The sequence below is a fragment of the Flammeovirga aprica JL-4 genome, assembly GCF_012844305.1.
GTDB lineage: Bacteria > Bacteroidota > Bacteroidia > Cytophagales > Flammeovirgaceae > Flammeovirga > Flammeovirga aprica.
In genome coordinates, this window is sequence record NZ_JABANE010000033.1 from 58581 (window position 1) to 80119 (window position 21539).

Consider the following 21539-nt stretch of genomic DNA (forward strand, 5'->3'; position numbering starts at 1 on the left):
TTTTAAGCTACGTTTTGAGTTTGAATTAATTGATTTAAAGTTTCAATGACCTTTTCCCCACTAGAAAATCGCATAAGGACATTCTCTTTAAAAGTTTGCTCTGGCTCAACATGAGTTGACTCAAGAGAAACAATGTAGTTTAGAGAGGTAAAAGTCTCATCGGTTGGTTGGATGCCAGTGATTGTTCCTTTTTGAACGGATTGGTTTTGGATGATAATCACATTTTCCCCGATGTAAAAGTTGTTTCTAGTCATGGTTAATTTTTACATTAAACTGTTTATAATTGAGATTTTATTTTCTTCATAAGTTGAGTTAGTTCTTTTCTTGTGTTGTTGCTCATGGTATCATCATCATTGATGATCTCGTAAAATTCCGTGACAAGTGTCAATACATCCGCTTTCTTCTTATCACCCACTATAAACTGCCCTGAGGTGTATTTCTCTGCCCATCGTTTTACTTCGTCAGCTTTATGCGTATTCTGAAAATTACAAACCGCTATTACTCCCTGTTTACTCCATGCTGTTGTCATTTGCATACCTCCCTGAGTGGGCATTCGAAGCAGTTGCCAGTGCGACCCTTTGTGTAAAATACTTTCATTACCCGATTTTACTGCTCTTAAATTTGATGGGGAAATCCCTAATACCTCCGCAAAATCTTTATTACTGATAAAGAAATTATTTACATCTTCATGTCCGTAGATGATTGTTTCTTGTTCTGGAAAAATCTCCACAATAATTTTTTGCATCATTATTTCTTATGCGTTTTAATTCCTAATTCGTTCAACAGAATACCAATTTCTTGGTCGATCTGTTCTTCAATGTTAAACTCTTTCAAATTACTTTTCAGGTACAGCGTTCCGTCCTCCTCAAGTATGAAAAAACCTTTTCTGAAGTACTCTGGGTATCGGCTTGCATATTGTTTTAAACTGAATAATAGACTTCTCTGACGTTCTTCTTGTCTTTGAACTTCAGCTTTTGACAATGCTATTTGTGCTAGTACGTTTTCGAGTTTATTGTACAACTCGTTGGGGTTAGAGTTAGCCATTGGTGTAAGTCATTTTTCTTTGTAATTTCTGTAGAGTACGGACAGCTAAACGGTAACCGCCTCTTGCTTTGGTGTAGATCTCCTTCCTTTTCTTTACATCCTTCAACTCATAATGATCAGCCAATTGCTCAAAGTCTTTATAAGTCATATCCTGTAACTCCGTGTGCTCTAATGACAATCGGCTAAGGAGCTGAGGGAAGTTTCCACGTTCAGCCATTGCCATATCTTCAAGCCAGTCCGCATAACTTCTTCCTTTCTTATTGGCTCCAATAAGCACTATTCCGCAGATATGTTTCAGTTCATCTACAAAGAGTTTGATGGTAAGATAAACGTCAATTCTAAGGTTTTCTGATTCATCAATAATCAATAGAGAATCATCCAAAGACTTAAACCTTGCGATAATCTTATTCAGTACTTTTGAAACAGTTCCCTCTTCACCCACACCCAATAACCTAGCTACAGTTTTTACAAAATCTCTATTGGTCATATTACCATGAGAAGTTAAAACAAAGGTGTTTTTGGGGTTCTCTTTCTGATACTGTTTTGCTGAGAATGTTTTCCCTCGCCCTGGTGCTCCAGTTAGAAGGTTGAAGTCTGCAAACATCTTAGCTTGTCTGAAACAATCAAACGCTTCGATAAGATTTGTACTACGAATAACAACTTCTCCTTTTAAGAAATGGCTAACCTTATTGAATATACTGTCTGATATTTCAGTTACACCTTTTGCATTGGGTACTTCATACTTTCCTTTCGCTATATAATTGACATAAGTCTTCACTTCGGATAGTTTTCCAATTGTCTTTAACGGTACGCCTGTACTGGCTACATACTCATTGAGTTGTTGAGTAATCAATTGTTTTTCTTTTAAATCCATTTTAACTGTCGTTTAAATCAATTTTAATCGTCTTCGGGTAAAGGAGGCTCATAGTCTAAACCTGCTTTGCCTTCGTTATTCTTTAATTTTTCGTGGTAGATTTTATCTAGTGCTTCTCCAAATTTGATTTTCTGCTCTAGTTCTTCGTCATACTCATCCAGTTCCACAATATGAGTGGGCATATCAAATTCAATAGGGTCAGAAAAGACTTTTTCTTCAGAAGGTGGAGCATCTACATCTAAAAAAGTACTTTTTGTTTTGCCATCTCCCTTTTGCGACCCTGTTTCGCCCATTTGCTCAGGGAATTCTTCTTCGTAGCCATTGGACATCCAATCCAATTGCCTAGTAAGCACTGCATTTTCCGCTTTGGCTTGCTCGTTTTTATCCAAGCCAAGCCAGTTGACTTCGGTGTCACCAAAACGGTGATGTAGCTCTTCTTGTTTTTCTTGAATTGCATGACGTTGCTCTTTTCGAATTCCTAATCTCTGGTCTATCAATGCTCTGTCGCCTTCAGCCATATCATAAACGGCACGTTTGAGAGCTACTTTAGTATGAGCAAAACTTATAAACTTCTCACTGTCTAAATCAAACAATGCAACCTTGTCCCGATCTAATGTATCAGGATCATACTTTACTTTAAACTTCTTACCTGTATGCTTCTGTAGGAAACCCATATCAGGGTTATTATCAGCACCCAGTACCTCGTAATAGAATTTCTGTTGACCAAACTGCAAGATGATCCCGTTTTTGCGATAACTGACTTCGTCAGCTTCTTTCCAGCTAGCTCTTTTGTTGCTTGTTATTCTGCTTTTCCATTCCCAAAAAAGATGCATTTGCTGAAGTTCTTGTAGGGTGGTTACTTCTTCTCTTTCTTTGCTTTCTTGGAAACGTTGAAGCGGTGATTTTCCATCTCGTTTTTGAGGGGTGGTATTCCACAACAAATTGTCTTGTTCATAAACCGCAATGACTTGTTCCAAGTTAGGGAGCTGTTTACCCAGCTTCTTTATTCTATCCAAGTTCAAACGTCCACGCTCAGAACGAGCTTTCACGTTTTGCCCTGTAAAGAAATGGTTTCGGCTCATGATGTAGCGTTGCTGTCTACCAAAGATGGATTCAATAATTTTAGATTGAGCATTGTAAGGTTGCGCAGCAAAGGCAGTCATTACTTCTTTAGCTCCTTCAAACGCTAATTTGTTAGCTGAATCACCGTCATAGAGCATCTGATATGGAAGAACATTGTTAGCATTTTGAATTGCCATTTTAAATGCCTTCTGAATCAACCTTGAGTCTTCCCCGTTAGTGGAGAATGCCCAACCTAGTTTCATTTCAGAATGAACATCTACAATCTCATATACATCTAGTTTCGCAGTAGCTTTTCCTCTGTTGTCTTTGTAGAAGTAATTGACCTTAGTACCATCACCAACCCAAAGAAGGTTTCTAAGAGAAGGACGAGCTGTAATATTAGTATGTTCAAACTCTTTTTTCCATCTGTCCATGCCGTGGTGAATACCATACCAATAAGTTTTGATTTCAGGATCTTCCAAACGAGTTCCCACTGTTCTTAAACCAACTTCTTCTTTGCCATTTTTCTTTCTCCATGTATTGAATGCTTTGTGAACATCCTGTACAGTAGGTTTTCTAGGATCTGACATTAGTTTTATCAGCATTTGGTCATCATCAATGTGTAACTTCCTGCCATTATTATTACCAAAGCTCTTTGGAATAACACTTTCTGCACCTTCCTTTTTATAAGCTCTGATTTTACGTAGCATGACGTTATCATTTTTTGATAATCTCACTTTAATGTCATGAATTTCTTGATAATGAAGAGATGCTTTAAACACCATTGAACGAAAAACTTTCGGCTCCTTCAAGCTTTCCGATAAACGATACCTGAAGAGTGATTTTTCATCTTCAACAAGAAATAAAAGAAATTGACAAGTGGCTTTGTATTCTTTTTCACGGTTTCGAGGAATGGTTCCTTTTTTCTCTTTCACCAATTCACCCGTTTCATGATCAATCTTGCTAGATTCTATTACATAACTTTCAAATATCTCACTGTCTCGTTTAGACAGGGATGGAAGCATTGAGAGGATCTTATGGATCATTGAGTCTTCTGATCGTTCAAGAATTTTTGCCTCCTTCTTCCGTTTCTTCTGGTGAAGCATATCCCAAACTTCTTGTTCGTCTGGGGGATTGTATCGAGGTGGCACGCTAGAGAGCAAAATGAGATTTTTTCTATTATCATCAGGATCTTTTCTATTCACCCAATTCTTAGGATTAGATTTTTGTCGCGCTCTGATTGTGCCTACTTCAATAGTATGTTTTTTAACATTCAATCCTTTTGTTAGAAAGTCCCAAGAAACCCAAACTTTATTATCTATTGGAAATGCTTCTCCTCGAAATTCCTCTAAAAGCATTAGAATTTATGATGCTGTTGCTTCTAAAATCCTTTTTGATTGCTCTAATTCCTCCTTTAAAGTGGTAGGGGTATCTTTTTCCACTAAGATTTTGATGTACTGAGTGATCGATAATTCTCTACAACCTGCCTTAGCTTTCAATAGTTCTTTGAAGGTTGGAGATACTCTCAAATGAACAGTAGCATTCTTTTTTCTTTCTGCCATTTTACTATCTTTGTTTATGTGATTAAAAATTAATTACATTATCAACATAACAAATATGTAGATAAATATCTCATTAATCAAAAATAGCATTAGATATTTATCTCGATAAACTTCTAACAAATTGATAATCAGTAGAATTAAAAAATTTTTAGATGAGAATAATATCTCAATAAGTGCTTTTGAGAAGACTATAGGAACGGCAAACGGAACAATAAGAAACGCTCTAAAGAATAAAACTGAAATAAGCAGTAAGTATTTGTCTTTGATTAGTGTACATTATCCAGAGTTAGATTTTAATTGGTTAGTAACAGGAGAAGGAAAAATGATACGTGACTCAAAGAAACCAGTAATGACAATGGAGTTAGAAGCTCCTGTTTATAAATATAAACCTGATTCTCTAGCTACTATACCGCTAGTAAGTACTGAAGCAATTGCAGGTTTTGGCAATCTTAAGTTCTCTATAAATGAAAAAGATGTATTAAAGAATTATTCAATTCCTGAGTTTGCAGGAGTAAGTTTTTTAATAAGGGTCAAAGGAGATAGTATGCACCCTAAATATACAAGTGGTGATATTGTTGGTGGTAAAAAAATAGAAAACAGCAACTTCATTCAATGGGGGAAACCTTATATAATTGCTACACAAGAGCAGGGCATCTTGATCAAGTACTTATATCCATCTGATCAAGAAGACTCTTTAAAGGCTGTTTCTGAAAATGAGAAATACCCAGCTTTTGATATACCAAAGTCTGAAATCACAGGGCTTGCAATTATTAGAGGAGTTATTCGATTTGAATAAATTGTGAGGCTATCAGTGTATAGTTTTGTGAGGCTATTTGTGAGGCTAATGCCTTACTTTTCGCATTTCTACCCCAAAAACACAAAAAAGTACAAAAGGTAGTATTAAGGGTGTCAATTAAAGAACCGAAAATAGCAAAGGCTGTTTAGAGGGTATAAAATAGAATTAAAAAATGTCAAACGACTTCCCTTAAACTAGGATTAAAACCTGTTTAAGGGCAATTTAAACTCAAATCAAACTATAATTAAAAAATGAAACTAATTACACTCGGAGTTATGCTTTTTGCTTTCTCCCTCTCTGTCAATGCTCAAGACCGAATACAATTCACATCCTCAGTTAGCTCTAATAACACCAATGATACTGAAATTACTTACGATAATGACAACAGAGTAACAAGAATCATTTATAATCAGAATGGTTCTGAATTATATCGTGTTAATTATACCTACAATGGTGATCAAATAACAAGATCATATGTCTATAAAAGCACACCTTCATCTAACACCACTCAAACTCTTACAGGAATCCTAGACGATGGATCATTGATATACAAGCTTTTAGACCGCATAGAAGCACTCGAACAAAAAGTAGAAAGTTTAAGTGACAACAACGGAGGAATTACTTCCACCACTTCTAATACTCATAAAATCGCTCTATTTCCAAACCCTACAGCCTCAACGTTTACAATACCAAATGGTTTCCGCTTTATTTCTATGAACAACCAAGAAGGGCAAAAAGTAGAAGTATACAGCCTTTCAAGTTACAAAAAAGACATTTCTGGGCTTTCATCAGGTGTTTATATTGTTTTATTGGAAGATGCTGAAGGGAAGGTATACAGTGAGAAGGTTTTAAAGAAGTAAATCCAAAAAGGAATATTTTCCGATCATTACTCTCTTTTTATCCTGACATTCGGAAACGTATTGGAAGTTTTTGGAAGTGACAAGCTTCAAAACACCAAAAAACAGGAAGTAGTCTGGAAGTGTTTGGAAATCGGAAAGTACGTTTTGTATTTCAGCTCAAAATATCAAAAAGGGAAGAATCGGGTTTTATGATATCAAAAATGCCAATTTTTCCCTCTTTTTATTTTGCTCCTTTATTTCTCTCTTTACTTTTTGTCCTGCCCCCCTTAATCGGTAGAAAAGATCTCCAACTTATCCAAATAAGGAGATGTCACTCCTTCTACTGGACTCATCGTTATCGTATTATTCGCTCCCTCATTTAAATCAATCTCAAATGAATATACGTTTGACGGTCCTTCGTAACAAAAACCTGTTAACTCAAAATCACTTAATACAGTCTTCGTTCCTCCATTCACAACAAGTTCTAACTTACTTTCTTTAGAAGCAAAATAAGTCAGCTTCATCGTGTACTTTCCGGTTGATGGAGCATCAATTGAATTAAAAGCCAATACTCTGTCACCATCACCAGCAGTGGTACCTCTCATAAAAACCAAACCTGATCCTGACTTATTCGCACATCCTCCTCCTGATGCATTTACTCCTGCGTTTGTTAGATCGGCATCTTCAGCCTCCATAGTATAGACTTGGCCAAAACCTACGCTGACACCAATGATCAGCATAAGAAAGGTCATACAAGCCACCTTGTAAAAATCATTGATCATAATTAACATTCCATTTTTTATAAGTAATAATTCATTTACGGTTATGTGTAAATGTTCGTGAAGCTAAGTAACGATCTAAGGGTTAATATTGGTGGGGGTATTTCGGGCATTCAATGCTCCAAAATATTCATTTTACAGTTTTTGAATGAATTTTATAAAAATAAAGAGTGAAGGCTGAAAAGTGGGATGTGCTGTCAATTGTCATCAATAATAATGTCACTTTCAATACGACATATGATGGACTCTTTTACACTGAACGTAACCTTTGTGAACACCTATACTATTAAAAAAAAACTAGTATCAGGTACTCTAATGCTAGTTTTTTGTCGGTTCTAAATTCAGATTCTCTATAAAATCATAAGATTTCAGAAACAAATAAAGTGGGGATTTTTATTTTGTGAAGGGTATAAATTAGTCATCTGATGATACAAATTGGTCAAAAGTTCTTACCTAATTTTCACACAGATGTGGGCTTGTAATACAATACTTTATTTATTCAATAAATTGTGTTTTGATTGAAGTCATTCATGTAAACCTTTTCATCTTCCAACTGATTTACTTGATATTGATACCTTTATTATAATCCAAACGTTTAATATATTTTCCAGAATGTTTGTAATAAATATTCTCTGTATAAGGAATCTCCATTCCATTATAATTCACATGGGGCCAATTATTTTCCTCTATTACTTCCCAATTACCTAATCGATCACCTTTTACAATTAAACCATCAGGGCCACTACAATTACCATTTAGATATAACATAACATTTAAACAACATCTTTCATTTTTATACTTTTGGTAAATCTCATCTATAAAATGTATTAAAAATCTATCTTCTTTTTGATCGAAATAATCACATGTAACCTCTCCAGAAGTATAGAAGATATCATCGACTTCACCAGTTTCAAAATAAGTAATAAGAGTTTTAGTATATTTTTCCAATTCAGTTTTAGCTTCTGAAATTAAATTAAAATAGCTCTCAATAATTTTAGTTGCGAAAAATTCAGTGAAATAATATTCGAAAGGAAGATAAACTATATTTTCTCTTCCATTTAATAACCAATCAAAACTTTTATAAAAACAATCTTTCTCAAGAATCCCAATTTTGGAATAATACATCTTCAACTCTTCTGGAAAAGAGATATGATATAAATTTTCCACTTTGGCAAATAAGGCTATTGGTATATAGATTATTTTTTTTGGATCCAATTTTCCTTCTCTGATCATTTGTTGTTGAGTAATAAAAACTTCATCTATACGATCTTGATAATTCATATTTTATAATTCTATTTTGAGATTATATAAAACAATTGTAATACCTGTAGTCTCGGTAGTACAAAACGAAATATTGAAGTATTATTTCCCCTGCCACTCTATCTCCTCTTCGAAAAGCACCTCATTTGGATCTATTCCGTTGTTTTTCTTCTTAAACAATTCAACTTCTTTTTGCTTTGCACTCCTCCACCAATACTTATTAAAGCATGAAAGGTTCTCTTATAAAAGCATCTATTTTTGCAACAAGTTTAAGAGCATCATTATTTACATACTCACCCATCCTCCTCGATTGATTTCTTAAAGTTGATCTAACTTATCATAAAAGTCATCGCCTTCTCCTTTAAAAACTTCTACAATTTTTCCTTTAGAATTAATTAATACTTTAGTAGGGTATGCCCTAACTGCATATTTTATTGAGACATCCATTTCTAAACTATTTAAATTGATCAAATTTAACCATGGTAACTTATGCTTCTCGATAGCTTTTTTCCAGTTAGCTTCATTATCTTTACAAGCAATTCCAATAAAATTAATTTTATCATTATACTTTTCATGATACTCTTTCATTTTAGGAAAACCTTGGACGCAAGGTCCACACCAACTACCCCAAAAATCAAGCACTTTATAAGTTTTTGAAGTAAAATCTATAGTATATTTTTTCTGGTCAACACCAACTAATGAAAATAAGGGTGCTTTATTACCTTTCTGAATCATTCGTTGCGCCTCCTTAACTTTTGAGTATTTTTTAAACTTTTTATACTTGGTATTCAATAAATTTTTAAAATGACTATTTCTAACAGTAATCTCTAAACTATCATAATACTTCCCCAACGTATCTAAAGGTTGTTTTAGCAAAAAAAAACCTGATAATTTATCATCTAAATTATCCTTGATATAGACTAATTTGACATCAGAAATAGCATTTGACTTTTCCTTACGTTTACCAAATAACTCATTGATTAGTTTTCTATTTTTTTTATAAAAAACAACGAATCAATCTGTAGTTCAATAGATGACCTTTCAGCAGTAAGATCAACAAACTACTTTCTTAATTTACTGTTTTGTTCGTTAAAAGCAGTTCCTTTTGAGCTGTAGTCTAATTTATCATGACCAAGGTGGGCATCTACTGAAACCATATCACCTGGTTCAATAAATAGTTCTATTCGCTTTTCCAAAGGTTTATATGAAATACTATCCATTCTTGTATATTCAGTGTAAAACCTTTCCAATCTATACTTGTTTGCTTTTCATATATTGGAAAGTAATTTAAAAGTACATTTTTATGTATTACAAAAAAAGAATCAAGTTTAATGAAGATAATTATTTCGTTAAACCCAAAGATAAGGTATTACTATTACCGTAAGATTGGATAATATATGAACTGTAATAGCATAACGCATTCCATAGGTTAGCCTTATTATACCTAAGTAAATACCTGCTATAAACTGAGGTAATGTAAGAATAATATTAATTGGGTTGAATACATTGTCAGCATGAAGAATAGCAAATAAATAAGAGGATGCAATTACAAAAAGTAAAGAATAATTCTTAAGGTATTCCTTGATTTTATTTTGAATTGACGACTGTTGAAGTAAAAGGAATGTGACTAAAAATAAGAGGACTGCAATACTTAGGATTATAAGCACTTTTTGAATCGGAAATTCACCATTCCAAAATTTCGTTTTTGATAAGAGTTCAAATAGAATAGGATAAAGAGCAATGGAAGTAGGAAGGTAATATTTATTGAATTTTAGAGGGAGACGAAAAATCATTTCCTCCAAAATAGGTGCTTGGATAGAAGAAAGATAGATTACAAAAAGAAAACCATAGCTTTGAATAGCTTGTCGCACATTCTGACTATGTTCATCTGCAGGAATCAATGACTCATCATAAGAAGCAATAAGATGAATAAATAGAAACTTCATCACAAGACTCATGATATCAATGATAAGCACGAGCACCCATAATCGAAGGAGTAGAAAAAGAGGTTTTTGTTTTGGTGTAAATAGAAGTTTTAGTTGAAGCATTTTTTATGAGTTATGATCGATCAAAATATCGTGCACCATGACTTGAAACCATAGGCTTTTAGGAAGCTATACTTCATCTCGACTTTCATTATAAACTCGATATGTTTCAATAATTTACCAGTTCAGCACTTTAATTTTAATACTGGCACGCCAAATATTATAATTTTAAAGTTGATCATTGAAATACCTTCCCAAAAGCCCATAATTTCAATTATGGGTCTATAAAATATCCGTTATTATTCACCCTAGCACTTACATTATTTACTCACTAACTTCAATATAATCATCATTAAAGATATTTTTTGCTTTTAGAAATTCAGGTATAAAAGAAGATATTTCAATTTTTTCTTTTTTATGAGATGAAGTAAAATACCATTCATTCTTCATATCAATAGCCCTTTTGCTTAGGTAGGAAATTGTAGAAGGGAAAGAAATAAAAGCGATAGGGTTTTTAGTAAATGCTCCATCATCCACTGATCGTAGACCTTCTGGCAAAGATAAAGATGTCAGTGCATTTCCGGTAAATGCTTTTTCTTCAATGGAGAAAAGTCCTTTTGGTAATACTAATTCTCCCTCTAATGAATTATAAGAAAAAACACCCTTCTCAATACATCTCAACTCTCCTTGAAAAACCACTGATTTAATATAATTATCCGTAAAGGCATATGCTTCAATCGTTTTCAAAGATGCTGGCAATACTAATTCTCCTTTGAGTAAATTTGATTCAAAAGCCCCATAATGGATCGTAGTAATGCTTCGAGGCAATATTAATGAAGTAAATGAATTACCTGCAAAAGCTTGTTCTCCAATACTTATAAGACCTTCTGGTAAAATCAATCTTCCTTCAAATAAATTACTACTAAAAGCATTGGCTTCAATATTTTTCACCCCTTTTGGTAATTGAAGTTCTCCGCTAAATGAGTTCCTTTCAAATGCACTTTCTTCAATTACTAAAAGACCGTCAGGCAGTATTAATTCACCAGAAAATGAATTACCGCTAAAAGCCCTTTTTCCTATACTCTTCAAGCTATTCGGCAATTTCAAATTGCCATCAAATAAATTATGTCCGAAGGCACTTTCTTTGATAACGGTTAAACCCTCTGGCAAAATAAGATCTCCATCAAATGCATTACCTTGAAATGTATTTTCACCTATAGATAGTAGTCCTTTAGGTAAGTTTAGTTTTCCACTAAAATTATTGTATTCAAACACACACTCTTCTATGGATTCTAAGTGTTCTGGTAACTTCAACTCTCCATTAAAAACATTAGTTGAAAAAGCATATTTACCAATTGTAGTAATGCTATTGGGTAAAATTAAATCACCTTTTAATTTGTTATCTGAAAATGCACCACCCCCAATTCTAATCAAACTTTCAGGTAACTCTAGTTCACATCTAAGACCAGCACGACCAAAAGCGGCATCACCTATATTAGTTAAGTGCTCTGGTAAAACTAATTTTCCTCTTAAATAATTAGAAGAAAAGGCCCAATTACCAATACTCACTAACGTTGAGGGAAACGAAACAGAAGTAAGTCCTTTACCTTGGAAAACACCTCGACCTCCAGATTTCCTATCTGCAATCGCTATCACTTTCACTCCATTTAATACCTCTGGAATGACAATAGCCCCACCTTCGTTATAAAAGCATTCTTGTATCACTCCTCTAGCATCTATAACCACGTCATCATCTGTCAATGTATAGTACTCTTCCGATTCTGTGATGAGGAATATAGATTTCCCTTTTAGATTTTCAATACTATAAGCTTCTTCCTGTAATTTTGAACGTTCCTTTTTCTTGTCGCTAAAACTCCATTCTTGACTTTTTATATGAATATTTTTCAGAAAACCACTATGTAGTGATTTCAAATTAGATGGGAAAGTTATTGTAGATATAGCATTCCTTTCAAAAGCATCCTTACCAATAGCGATAAGGTGCTCAGGCATTTCAATTGATGTTATAGCATTTGATCCAAAAGCTTTTTCTCCTATAAATTCTACTTTTGGGGGTAAAATTAAAGCAGAAATAAAATTAGCTCTAAAGGCACCTGCTCCAATTGTTTTTAAGCTTGATGGAAAAGAAACATCCGTTAATTTTTTATCAAAAAAAACACCTCCATTATATACATTTTCAGCATCAGCAATGCCAACAATTTTTACTCCATCTATTATTTCGGGGATAACAATAGCACCTCCTTTAGAATAAGAACAGGATTGGATTATACCGTTCCCATCAACTTTTACATCATTTCCAGTTAATGTATATTGAGAATAAGCCAGCTGAGGCAATAAAAATCCGAATAATAAATAAGTGATTAGAAATAAGTTTGCTTTCATTATTTAGTTGTCTTATACAAAAGTTTATAATTAGTTTCTTAAATTCTAGTTTCAAGAGAGACAGATATTAGACTAACCTCTCTTTATGAACTTCCAAGTTATAAAAACGCCTATCAGCAATACCATACAGTGTACCATAAAATCCCAAATAATGTAACTCTTGAAATTTATATGCTGTTCCAATAATGCCACTCATTCCAACAGTGATTAAGTAAAAGGCCCCAAATTGAAAAAATGGTAAAGGGTGTGTTAAAATTAATGGGTTATCACTCCAGCTTGGCTTCTTGATCACTCTTTTATAGCCAAAAACTTTTTTCCCTCTACAAAGGAACGGTACAACAATAATTCCAAAACCTAATACTATCAAAATGTATTTGAGGTTAAGGGTATTCATCGTTACAGTTTTTGAGCCATTAGTTGATACTGCTGTGTTAATGGCAGTAACTACTAGAATAACTGTTTTTATTAAAGCTATTATTTTGGAACCTCTCATTTTTTGTTGTCTAGCTTATTTTTTATTTGCTTATAACTTCTTCCAACTCCCATATAGTTTGCTGTTATATTGTTGAAAGACGAATTCAATCTAGCTATTTATGTATTACAAAACAAGTTGCAACTTTAATTCCCAGCATCCAGCCTCTAAATATCATTATGTTACTTTCTATATAAATTTATTATTTTGCCTATTTCTTCTGCTCTATCCACTATCATAAAATGATGTCCTTTTTCTATGTAAAAATCGGATCTTGGTGAAGATAAGATCAAATCAGATGTTCCATTAATTTTCAAACTATTTTCAATAGATACTGAATTTGTCCATCTCAAAAGTGAAAGAATAGCCCACTTTGTAAAATTCAGATCTGAATCTTGTAATATAACTCTTAATAATGGATTTTTTGTACCAAATAATATTGAAGCGATAAAGGGTGGAAGATTAAAAAATGACGGCGGAAGTAATTTTAGAAAATTCATCTTACGAAAGATCCGATACTGGAAAGGAAGTTCATCTGATTTTTCAATTGTTGAAATTAAAACTGTTAGCTTGGGTTTAAGAATTTTTGATATTTCAACAGCTATTAAACCACCAAAACTAACGCCTATAATAACATAATCTTCATCTTGATTTATATTCTCAGATAGTCTAATTGCATAATCCTTAAGCGATTCACCCTCCAGTGGTTTTATCCAATGTAAATGAACTTTTTCATATTTTAATTCTAAATTTTCATATACCCTGTGGTCTGCTCCAAGACCACTAATACAATATGCTTTCACTTTTTATAATTATTAATATAAGTACCAAGGTATAAGTTTTTTAATAAAGAATTAAAAAAATGATTCTTGTTGTGGTTCGGTGGACGTTGCAATGCAACATTCCTACAACGGCATCCATCATAATGGATATTATATCAAAAATTGAAAAAATGTAGGAACGTTGTATTACAACGCCTCGCGAATCACCTTCCTTCTTCCCTTTTATTTTGCCTTAGTACTAAAACATAACTAATGAATCTCTACTAAATAACCATTAGGTCACTTTCCATCTACTGCTCCTGTTTCTCTAATGTATCTGTTCTAAATGGAAAAACAGGCAACCCTGCCACACTTTTCAAATTCGCTTGATGATAGTTTTTGAAACCATATCTTACATATTTGGGCTGACTTACTTCGGAACTTTGAAGCATCACTGCTTTTTGACCTTTTACAATTTTGGCTTCTGCAGGATAGTATTTTTTATCTTCTCCTGCAATTTCAAATCCTCTGATTTTTTTACTGAAAGATGTAATGCCATTTGCAGTATCTTTAAAGTAGACCTTGATGCTATTTTTAAAGATTTCTGTTTTATCAAACTGAGGTGATCTGAAATTAAAGCCTCCTACTTTATAATCATTCGTGAGTGCTAAGTAAGATAGACGTTCTCCAATTTTCTTTTTCTTTGAGGGATGAATGTAACTGACATCTCCTAAATCAGCAGTACTTACTAAACCTACATTATGCATTTTATTGGCAATTTTCAATTGGCTTTCTCTTAGTTTGGCTGCTGTATCATCTTTTGGATTTCCATAAGCAAATGGGGCTATTTCAACCATATAAAAAGAGAAATCTCCTTGGTTCCATTCTTCTTTCCATGACCCTATGAGTTTTTCCATCACTTCAGGATAATATGCATATTCTTTTCTGTTGGCTTCCCCTTGATACCAGATTACTCCTTTGATGGTATAACCTACCAAGGGGTGAATCATATTGTTATAAAATACAGATGGTGTTCTGTTGGGACCAGCCTTTTTAGAAGGTTCCTTATAATTTGATAGCGTTTTTACTTCCTCTTTTTTGATCCAGCATTCGGCCTTTGTTCCTCCTCTTGAAGCATGAATCAGACCTATTGGCACGTTTAACTGACGGTATAATTGATTGCCGAAGAAATAGGCTACTGCACTGAATTTACCGATTGACTGTGCTGTGCATACTTCCCATTTTCCATCCACTTCATCTACCTCTGTGTCACTTGGTTTTCTTTCGACTTGTAGAATACGAATTCCACTTGAACGGTTTGCCATGCTTATGGCTTCTTTTGCATAAAGAACAGGTTGATTGACATAACCCCACAATGGCATTTGCATATTGGACTGACCTGAGGCCAACCATACTTCACCAATTAAAATATCTTTCAGATGAACAGATGAAGAACCTTTGACTATAATTTCATGAGGTTTAAAATTTCCATTTGGGGTAGGTATTTTCACTTCCCATTTCCCCTCATTATTCGTTACGGTTTTTAACTTTTCACCCCAAGTAGTTTTGATGCTAACTTTCTGATCTGCATTATCCCAACCCCATAGCGATACATTGGTTTGTTGTTGTAATACCATATGGTCAGAAAAAGCGGTACTGACTTTGGTTTGTGCATGTAGAGTTATGCTGTAAATGATACAACATAATGTTATGATAGTTTGTCTCATTGTTATTTTTTTAATCATTTCAGTTTCAAAAAGTTGAAGCACTTGATCAATTAAGAAAAAGTGCTTCAAAACTTATCGCAATAGGAATTTGCATTCCATTACGCAATTTCTTGTTAGAATTTGTACTGTCGGGCTCCAAACTCCAACGCCTTTAAAAATCATAGGATGTATTAAACGCATATTGTAAAAAGTATCTTCGTAATAATTCATAAAAAGATCTAATACATTGCCTATGATATCTTCCAACCCTTACTGCGGTACTGTAACTTCTATTATATCAAACATCTGCCTTTTCAATTCAGCCTTCTCTTTCTGATACTTTTCTTTGATGCCACATTATTCCACTCATAAGGATCTTTACGATGATCATAGAGTTCCTCCTGACCATCTTTATATCTTATATATCTAAAATCCTTCGTTCTGTAAGAGTATGTTTACTTTAAAACATACTTCTTCGGCAGGTCTTTGATGATTTTGATATGCCATAGTGCTTGAGGGTTGGTCAAAATTCCCAATCCTTTTACAGGTTCGTAGATGCCCACACCCATTACGGTGAGTGTCCCTTGAAGACCCTTCCACTCTAGCTGTTTGTCCATTAAAAGTTGTCGCATTGAATGACCTCCTATTGGGCCCGCTTCTGAATGAATCACACTTTTATCTTCCAAATCACACATATCTTTTAAAGTAGGATAGATATCAATCAATGATACCAGCTGTTCTACTTCTAATCCTTTTATTTGTCCCTTTGGATAGCGAATAAGCATTGGTATTCTTGCTGATTCTTCCCAAGGAGAGTTCTTCTATAAGTAATCTTTTTCTCCAAAGTTCCAACCACGATCTGCTGTAAATACTACCATAGTATTTTCGGCAAATTTACTATCATTTAATGCATCCAAAACTTTGCCAACTTGATCATCCATAAGGTTACAAATGCTAAATAGGCTTGAATCACCTTTTTTAGACCATCTTTATCATCTTCATAAGAGTCACACAACACTTTATAGTATTTTAAACGCATTTGAGTCATTGGGTAACTAATTTAATGAAGAATGAAGAATTATGGTTCGTAAAATGGATTTTTATAGTGGTTATTAAGCCACAACAAGAACCATAATTCTTCATTCTTCCCTCTTACCTAAATAGACTGATATTTAGGATTGTAGATAAATAAGTCAATATGATAATAACTCCCATTACTAAACTGCTTATGTTGGTAATTTACTTTGAAATAACAGTTATTATGTTTTCCCTTAAAAACTCCACTTTGCCCTTTACTTTCTCTTTTCATATCAACTCTAAAATAATGCTTTAAAGAGGTTATGAATTTTTGAACTTCTCCCTTCGTTAACAAGGTTGGGGTGCCACTTTTTTGAGGTTGAAATGATACACTTGTAATTACCCCTTCTTGATTAGTTTTTGCTTCAAAATGTCCATAATGACCTGCAAAAGGCATATTAGTGGAACTTGGTTTGTCCTCTAGAATTTCTTTTCCGATAACATAACCTTTGAAGTTGATTTGTGAGTATGCACTTACAGATAAAATTAGTAGTGCAAAAATTAACGTTTCATCGTTTTAAATAATTAAATAAAAAAATCGAACATAGTTGGGGAATCAGTTTTACTGAAACTATGTTCCTATATTGAAATACACTTGGAAAAGGACTATATCAATATTGGTTCCAAAAACAACTAGGTAGACTGATCTATAGAATGTGTACTTTACATACAGATCTTAGTGTAATAAATAGAAGATAAAGGTCAATTTTCAATTATGACAAGTTATTAGAAAGGATCTTAATCAATCTCCTTACTACAAATGCTCTTCATTCAAAACTACTTCACACAACTAAACCCTTTTCTTCTACAATTGAAAAATCATTTTCCACAACTGAAAAGATTTCAAACCTTCTCCCTCTTTCTATCTCTTAGTTTTGCATCATCAGTTAAGTATTAGGACAAAATAACGTGCTTTTTAAGGGAAGAAGGATGAGGTATGAGGGAAGATGGTTCGTATTGTGTTCCACAAAGTGGTATTTATGGTGGTTCAGTGGACGTTGCAATGCAACATCCCTACACTCTACTTTCAATTGTTGGTAGAATATCCTTTAAGGTGGATATCGTCGTAGGGACATTATATTACAACGTCCACTGAGTCATAATACGAAGCATTTTTCTTCACTCTTAATTCTTAACTCTTACCTAATTTTGTCCTGATAATCAGTTACAACTATCGAAATCTCAAATTATCAATCATGAAAGAAATTAAATTAATAACACATACTGTGATTACGGGTGCAAGTCAAGGGCTGGGGAAAGCTTTGGCGTTTGAATGTGCTGAGAGAGGGAGAAACCTTATCTTAATTTCGCTTCCGAATGAAGGAATTCAAGAATTCAGAAAATACTTGATCGAAATGTATGCTATAGATGTTTGCTGTTATGAAATTGACTTGAGTAAGGAAACGGAACTGCATGAACTCATTTCAACCATCACGCATTTGTACCGTGTTGATATGCTGATTAATAATGCAGGAATTGGAGGTACAAAACGATTTCAAGAAGCTTCTGAAAATTATATTGACAGCATTTTATCCTTAAATATCAGAGCATTGGTTTTACTGACTAGAGGACTTTTGCCTTTACTAAAAAAACACTCCAAGGCGTATGTTCTTAACATCTCAAGCATGGCTTCTTTTGGGGCGATGCCTTTCAAAACCGTCTACCCTGCCTCCAAAGCGTTTGTGCGTTCTTTTTCCGTTGGCCTTGCTACAGAACTAGAAGACACCAACATTCAAGTAAGCGTGGCCTACCCCGGTGGAATGCCCACCAACAAAGAGGTTTCTGAGCGTATCAGCAACCACAATGAACTGGTCAAACAAACCATTTTGACCGCTGAAGAAGTGGCTGAAATCTGCATGAAAGAACTTTTGGAAGGGAAAACCGAAATTATCCCAGGTATGGCAGGTAAAATAAGCCGTCTGTTTTTTAGAGTATGCCCGGATGCAATCCGCTTGAGAATTTTCAGAAAAAATGTATTAAAAGAAATGATGAGCTATGCGTAAGGAAAGAGTTTTAGTAACAGGAGCAAATGGACTTTTAGGAGCCAATATTGTCAAGTATTTATTGGATAGTGACAACTACCACCCAGTAGCAATGATCCGTTCATCATGTAACCGTTTGTCTTTAGAAGGGTTGAATTGTGAAATTTTTGAAGGGGAAATCACTAATAATAGTGACCTTGAAAAGGTAATCAAAACATGTGATTACGTGATTCATAGTGCCGCACTGACCAAACAAAACATCAATGACTTCTCCCCTTATCAGAAAATAAATATTGATGTCACTGTAGCAATTGCATCATTATGCTTAAAGCATAAAATCAAACGTTTAGTTTTTGTCAGCACTGCCAACTGTTTTACCAACGGCACCTTAGAGAAGCCCGGTCATGAAAACACTTCTTTTATGGATTGGCTTAAGGCTGTCCCTTATGCCTACAGCAAATACTTGGCACAGCAAGAAATAATAAACCGTGTTCAAAATGACAACTTAGACGCTGTTATCGTGGCACCTACTTTTATGCTTGGCGAAAGAGATGCAGGCCCTTCTAGCGGAGTGTTATTATTGTATGGTTCAAAACACAAAATCACTTTTTACCCTCCTGGAGGAAAAAGCTTTGTAGCCGTGAAAGAGGTAGCTAAAGCCATTATTCAAAGTTTGACAAAAGGAAAAAAAGGAAGTTGCTATTTACTTTCAGGAGAGAATCTCACTTACCGTACATTCTTCGAATTGGTCCATCAAAGTACTCAAAAAAAGGGGCTATTAATACCAATTCCTAAGCTTCTTTTCTCCCTTCTTGGAATCCTTGCCTTTGGTATTAAAAAAATATTCGGTATTCAAGTCCCATTCCATTCTTCCAACTTAAGATTATTGACACTGGATAATTACTTTTCAAATCAAAAAGCGATGTTGGAACTGGGGATGCAGAAAACGGATGTTGGGGAGAGTATTGAAGAAGCTTTGGTTTGGTATGGGAGGAATGGGTATTGAGGTATTGATGGTTATAACTTATTTATGATAATACTTAAACTACTGTATGGTAAGATCAACCTTTATTTATCATCAATTATTAAAACATTTAATATTTCACTATAGTCACCTTCTTTTAAACATTGAGACATATCAAAACCATAATTCACAATATTATATTCAACCAAACTTATCTCATATTCAATAAATTTATATATACCTTGCTTGTTTCTTAACTTCTTATTTTTAGGTTTAATAGTATAAATAATTTGACCTTTTCTTTTCCTCCTATTTGTCAATTTATCATTTCTTCTATGATGGTTTATATCGAAATATTTCTTATTATCAATCGTTTTACTTGACTTTTTTTCAGTAATATAAGCTACATATTTACCTCCTTCTTTTCGGAAAACCAATATTGGTTTTCTTAGCGTAACAACTCCCACTTCTTTCATATCAATATCCTCAATATCATAAAGCTGAGCGTAGGTATAATTTGAAAAAAACATGATAATTAAAATAAACCTCATTCTACTTTTGTTTCTTTTGTTCAATCTATGGCAATACTAATTCTTTTGAAAAAAGTAATTTCCCTAAATGTTACTCAATGTAATAAAAACTACCTAATCTAACTTTGTAATATCCAATTCTGGGTGCGGAGTGAATGAATTTTCAATTCTTATTAATTAATATAAATTTTTGAATAGTATTGACTACTTCATCATCTTCATTATACATAATATGAGTATTCCAAGATGAATTTGATATCATAATAATTCCATATCTTTCTGAAAAAACTACTTTGACATTTCTGTCAATATTTTCAATTTTATCTGTTTTGAAAATTAAAATCTTCTCAGTAGAGTTATCTAAAAGCAAATTGATATCTTCTTCTAATACATATTTATTAATTTCATCTAAACTTTGAATTAACAGATAATTGCTATTATATGTTACAGTTAAAGTATCACTTTTATAATAGTATTTATAAATACCATTCTCTTTCATAAAGAGACATTTCTTCTCAATTTTAAATATTTCATTTGATTTGCTTATGTACTCTGTAACAACAATTTCATTTTCAATATTCAACAATAGAAATATTAAAACAAACAGATTTTTCATACTCTAATTCTTAAAACTATTTACGTTATCAATTAGGTCGCCACTCTAAATAGCTCCTTATGCTTTTATTAATTTTACTTTCTTTCATATTAATATGTTGCTGATGAGAAGGTTTCCAAATTACTAATAGTAAGTAAAAAATGGGCGCAGGTGCTCACCTTATAATGTGACACTCTTCACCCTTAGTAGGTACATCTCTTTCCCTTTTACATGTCGTGATCGCTTCCCTTATAAGGGTGAACACCTCAACCTTAGGAGGTGATAATCTCTACCGGAAAGAAATTCGTAAAATTCCTTAATAACTTTCTACATTAAGAGTAGATAAAGGTCAATATTGAATGTGTAGTTTTCAAAAATTGACCTTTATGTTTTACCTATTCTTCTTTTTAATTTGATGTTATAAGTTGGTAACTTATTCAATCGCCAAGTTAAGAGTGATGCTAACGCGTAACACTCGGAACAGTGTGTGAGTGACATTAGTCGTTAACATTCAAAACAGTGGAGATACACTAGGTCTACCTAAAAAACACTCTTTATTTTAGTATATATTGTTAACCAGTTTTTTACATTAATTATAAGAAAAAAAGTAATTATCAAACATATTGATAACAATAACTTGAAATAATATATATAGTTACCCCACTAGTTCGGACTGTCTAAGTGGAAAAGATAATTATCTTTTTTTGAGAGATTCAGCTTCAAACCTTTTTAAAAACCCATTTTATGATTTGTCAAGGCTGGTCTGTGTTGCGCCTGCGGCAGACCATTCATCTTGGCCTTTACAACTCATAGAATGTGGTTTTTCTTTTGGTTTTGAGCTTGTGTCTCGG

The 21539-nt window shown here is 33.5% G+C and carries 23 protein-coding genes and 1 pseudogene; 4 read left to right on the top strand and 20 right to left on the bottom strand.

Annotated features, from left to right (window positions below; all coding sequences use genetic code 11):
• Nucleotides 1-2: 2 nt before the first annotated feature.
• From HHU12_RS13735 to HHU12_RS13760, 6 genes are read right to left on the bottom strand one after another with little or no spacing between them, the layout of a single operon-like run.
• The gene (locus HHU12_RS13735) at nucleotides 3-254 is read right to left on the bottom strand and encodes a hypothetical protein (protein WP_169657319.1); all 252 of its coding nucleotides are present in this window, start codon (nucleotides 252-254) and stop codon (nucleotides 3-5) included.
• A gap of 23 nt (nucleotides 255-277) precedes the next feature.
• Nucleotides 278-748: a hypothetical protein gene (locus tag HHU12_RS13740; RefSeq protein WP_169657320.1), complete on the bottom strand. Its 471-nt coding sequence runs from the start codon at nucleotides 746-748 to the stop codon at nucleotides 278-280.
• On the bottom strand, nucleotides 748-1044 hold the full coding sequence (locus HHU12_RS13745; protein WP_169657321.1) for a hypothetical protein: 297 nt from the start codon (nucleotides 1042-1044) through the stop codon (nucleotides 748-750). Before HHU12_RS13745 ends, HHU12_RS13740 begins: the two co-directional genes overlap by 1 nt.
• Nucleotides 1037-1918: an ATP-binding protein gene (locus HHU12_RS13750; protein ID WP_169657322.1), complete on the bottom strand. Its 882-nt coding sequence runs from the start codon at nucleotides 1916-1918 to the stop codon at nucleotides 1037-1039. Before HHU12_RS13750 ends, HHU12_RS13745 begins: the two co-directional genes overlap by 8 nt.
• Before the next feature lie 23 nt (nucleotides 1919-1941).
• Nucleotides 1942-4338, bottom strand: a complete 2397-nt coding sequence (locus tag HHU12_RS13755; protein WP_169657323.1) for a hypothetical protein — start codon at nucleotides 4336-4338, stop codon at nucleotides 1942-1944.
• A gap of 6 nt (nucleotides 4339-4344) precedes the next feature.
• Nucleotides 4345-4542: a hypothetical protein gene (locus HHU12_RS13760; RefSeq protein WP_169657324.1), complete on the bottom strand. Its 198-nt coding sequence runs from the start codon at nucleotides 4540-4542 to the stop codon at nucleotides 4345-4347.
• A 121-nt stretch (nucleotides 4543-4663) separates the two neighbouring features.
• Here HHU12_RS13760 and HHU12_RS13765 point away from each other — a divergent pair, with 121 nt between their 5' ends.
• Both HHU12_RS13765 and HHU12_RS13770 read left to right on the top strand, forming a co-directional pair.
• Nucleotides 4664-5338: a S24 family peptidase gene (locus HHU12_RS13765; protein WP_169657325.1), complete on the top strand. Its 675-nt coding sequence runs from the start codon at nucleotides 4664-4666 to the stop codon at nucleotides 5336-5338.
• 251 nt (nucleotides 5339-5589) lie between these two features.
• Entirely contained in the window at nucleotides 5590-6198 is a 609-nt protein-coding gene (locus tag HHU12_RS13770; protein ID WP_169657326.1) for a T9SS type A sorting domain-containing protein, read from the top strand.
• A 266-nt stretch (nucleotides 6199-6464) separates the two neighbouring features.
• On the opposite strand, the gene HHU12_RS13775 is transcribed toward HHU12_RS13770, so the two are convergent.
• From HHU12_RS13775 to HHU12_RS13830, 12 genes and pseudogenes are all read right to left on the bottom strand, one after another.
• The gene (locus tag HHU12_RS13775; RefSeq protein WP_169657327.1) at nucleotides 6465-6959 is read right to left on the bottom strand and encodes a carbohydrate-binding protein; all 495 of its coding nucleotides are present in this window, start codon (nucleotides 6957-6959) and stop codon (nucleotides 6465-6467) included.
• A 555-nt stretch (nucleotides 6960-7514) separates the two neighbouring features.
• Nucleotides 7515-8237 carry a hypothetical protein gene (locus HHU12_RS13780; RefSeq protein ID WP_169657328.1) on the bottom strand — a complete coding sequence of 241 codons (723 nt, stop codon included), beginning with the start codon at nucleotides 8235-8237 and terminating at the stop codon, nucleotides 7515-7517.
• 297 nt (nucleotides 8238-8534) lie between these two features.
• The gene (locus HHU12_RS13785) at nucleotides 8535-9092 is read right to left on the bottom strand and encodes a TlpA family protein disulfide reductase (protein WP_169657329.1); all 558 of its coding nucleotides are present in this window, start codon (nucleotides 9090-9092) and stop codon (nucleotides 8535-8537) included.
• A 185-nt stretch (nucleotides 9093-9277) separates the two neighbouring features.
• On the bottom strand, nucleotides 9278-9436 hold the full coding sequence (locus HHU12_RS13790; RefSeq protein WP_169657330.1) for a hypothetical protein: 159 nt from the start codon (nucleotides 9434-9436) through the stop codon (nucleotides 9278-9280).
• A gap of 129 nt (nucleotides 9437-9565) precedes the next feature.
• Nucleotides 9566-10264: a CPBP family glutamic-type intramembrane protease gene (locus HHU12_RS13795; RefSeq protein WP_169657331.1), complete on the bottom strand. Its 699-nt coding sequence runs from the start codon at nucleotides 10262-10264 to the stop codon at nucleotides 9566-9568.
• 261 nt (nucleotides 10265-10525) lie between these two features.
• Nucleotides 10526-12601 carry a leucine-rich repeat domain-containing protein gene (locus HHU12_RS13800; RefSeq protein WP_169657332.1) on the bottom strand — a complete coding sequence of 692 codons (2076 nt, stop codon included), beginning with the start codon at nucleotides 12599-12601 and terminating at the stop codon, nucleotides 10526-10528.
• Between the two features lie 67 nt (nucleotides 12602-12668).
• A complete protein-coding gene (locus tag HHU12_RS13805; protein WP_169657333.1) occupies nucleotides 12669-13094 on the bottom strand; it encodes a hypothetical protein in 426 nt (141 codons plus the stop codon).
• A 161-nt stretch (nucleotides 13095-13255) separates the two neighbouring features.
• Entirely contained in the window at nucleotides 13256-13876 is a 621-nt protein-coding gene (locus HHU12_RS13810; protein ID WP_169657334.1) for an alpha/beta hydrolase, read from the bottom strand.
• A 269-nt stretch (nucleotides 13877-14145) separates the two neighbouring features.
• Nucleotides 14146-15561 (bottom strand): sialate O-acetylesterase, encoded by a 1416-nt coding sequence (locus HHU12_RS13815; protein WP_169657335.1) that lies wholly within the window; start codon nucleotides 15559-15561, stop codon nucleotides 14146-14148.
• 434 nt (nucleotides 15562-15995) lie between these two features.
• A pseudogene (locus tag HHU12_RS13820) lies at nucleotides 15996-16337 on the bottom strand (hypothetical protein); the annotation flags it as partial.
• Nucleotides 16338-16361: 24 nt separating this feature from the next.
• The gene (locus HHU12_RS13825; protein WP_169657337.1) at nucleotides 16362-16481 is read right to left on the bottom strand and encodes a sulfatase-like hydrolase/transferase; all 120 of its coding nucleotides are present in this window, start codon (nucleotides 16479-16481) and stop codon (nucleotides 16362-16364) included.
• Nucleotides 16482-16696: 215 nt separating this feature from the next.
• Nucleotides 16697-17014, bottom strand: coding sequence for a hypothetical protein (locus tag HHU12_RS13830; RefSeq protein ID WP_169657338.1), 318 nt, complete (start codon nucleotides 17012-17014; stop codon nucleotides 16697-16699).
• 799 nt (nucleotides 17015-17813) lie between these two features.
• Between HHU12_RS13830 and HHU12_RS13835 the strand changes: the two genes are divergently transcribed.
• A complete protein-coding gene (locus HHU12_RS13835) occupies nucleotides 17814-18620 on the top strand; it encodes an SDR family NAD(P)-dependent oxidoreductase (protein WP_169657339.1) in 807 nt (268 codons plus the stop codon).
• A complete protein-coding gene (locus HHU12_RS13840; protein WP_169657340.1) occupies nucleotides 18613-19605 on the top strand; it encodes an NAD-dependent epimerase/dehydratase family protein in 993 nt (330 codons plus the stop codon). The genes HHU12_RS13835 and HHU12_RS13840 overlap by 8 nt, the downstream gene beginning before the upstream one ends.
• Nucleotides 19606-19667: 62 nt before the next feature.
• On the opposite strand, the gene HHU12_RS13845 is transcribed toward HHU12_RS13840, so the two are convergent.
• On the bottom strand, nucleotides 19668-20114 hold the full coding sequence (locus HHU12_RS13845; RefSeq protein ID WP_169657341.1) for a hypothetical protein: 447 nt from the start codon (nucleotides 20112-20114) through the stop codon (nucleotides 19668-19670).
• 142 nt (nucleotides 20115-20256) lie between these two features.
• Entirely contained in the window at nucleotides 20257-20709 is a 453-nt protein-coding gene (locus HHU12_RS13850) for a hypothetical protein (protein ID WP_169657342.1), read from the bottom strand.
• Between the last annotated feature and the right edge of the window lie 830 nt (nucleotides 20710-21539).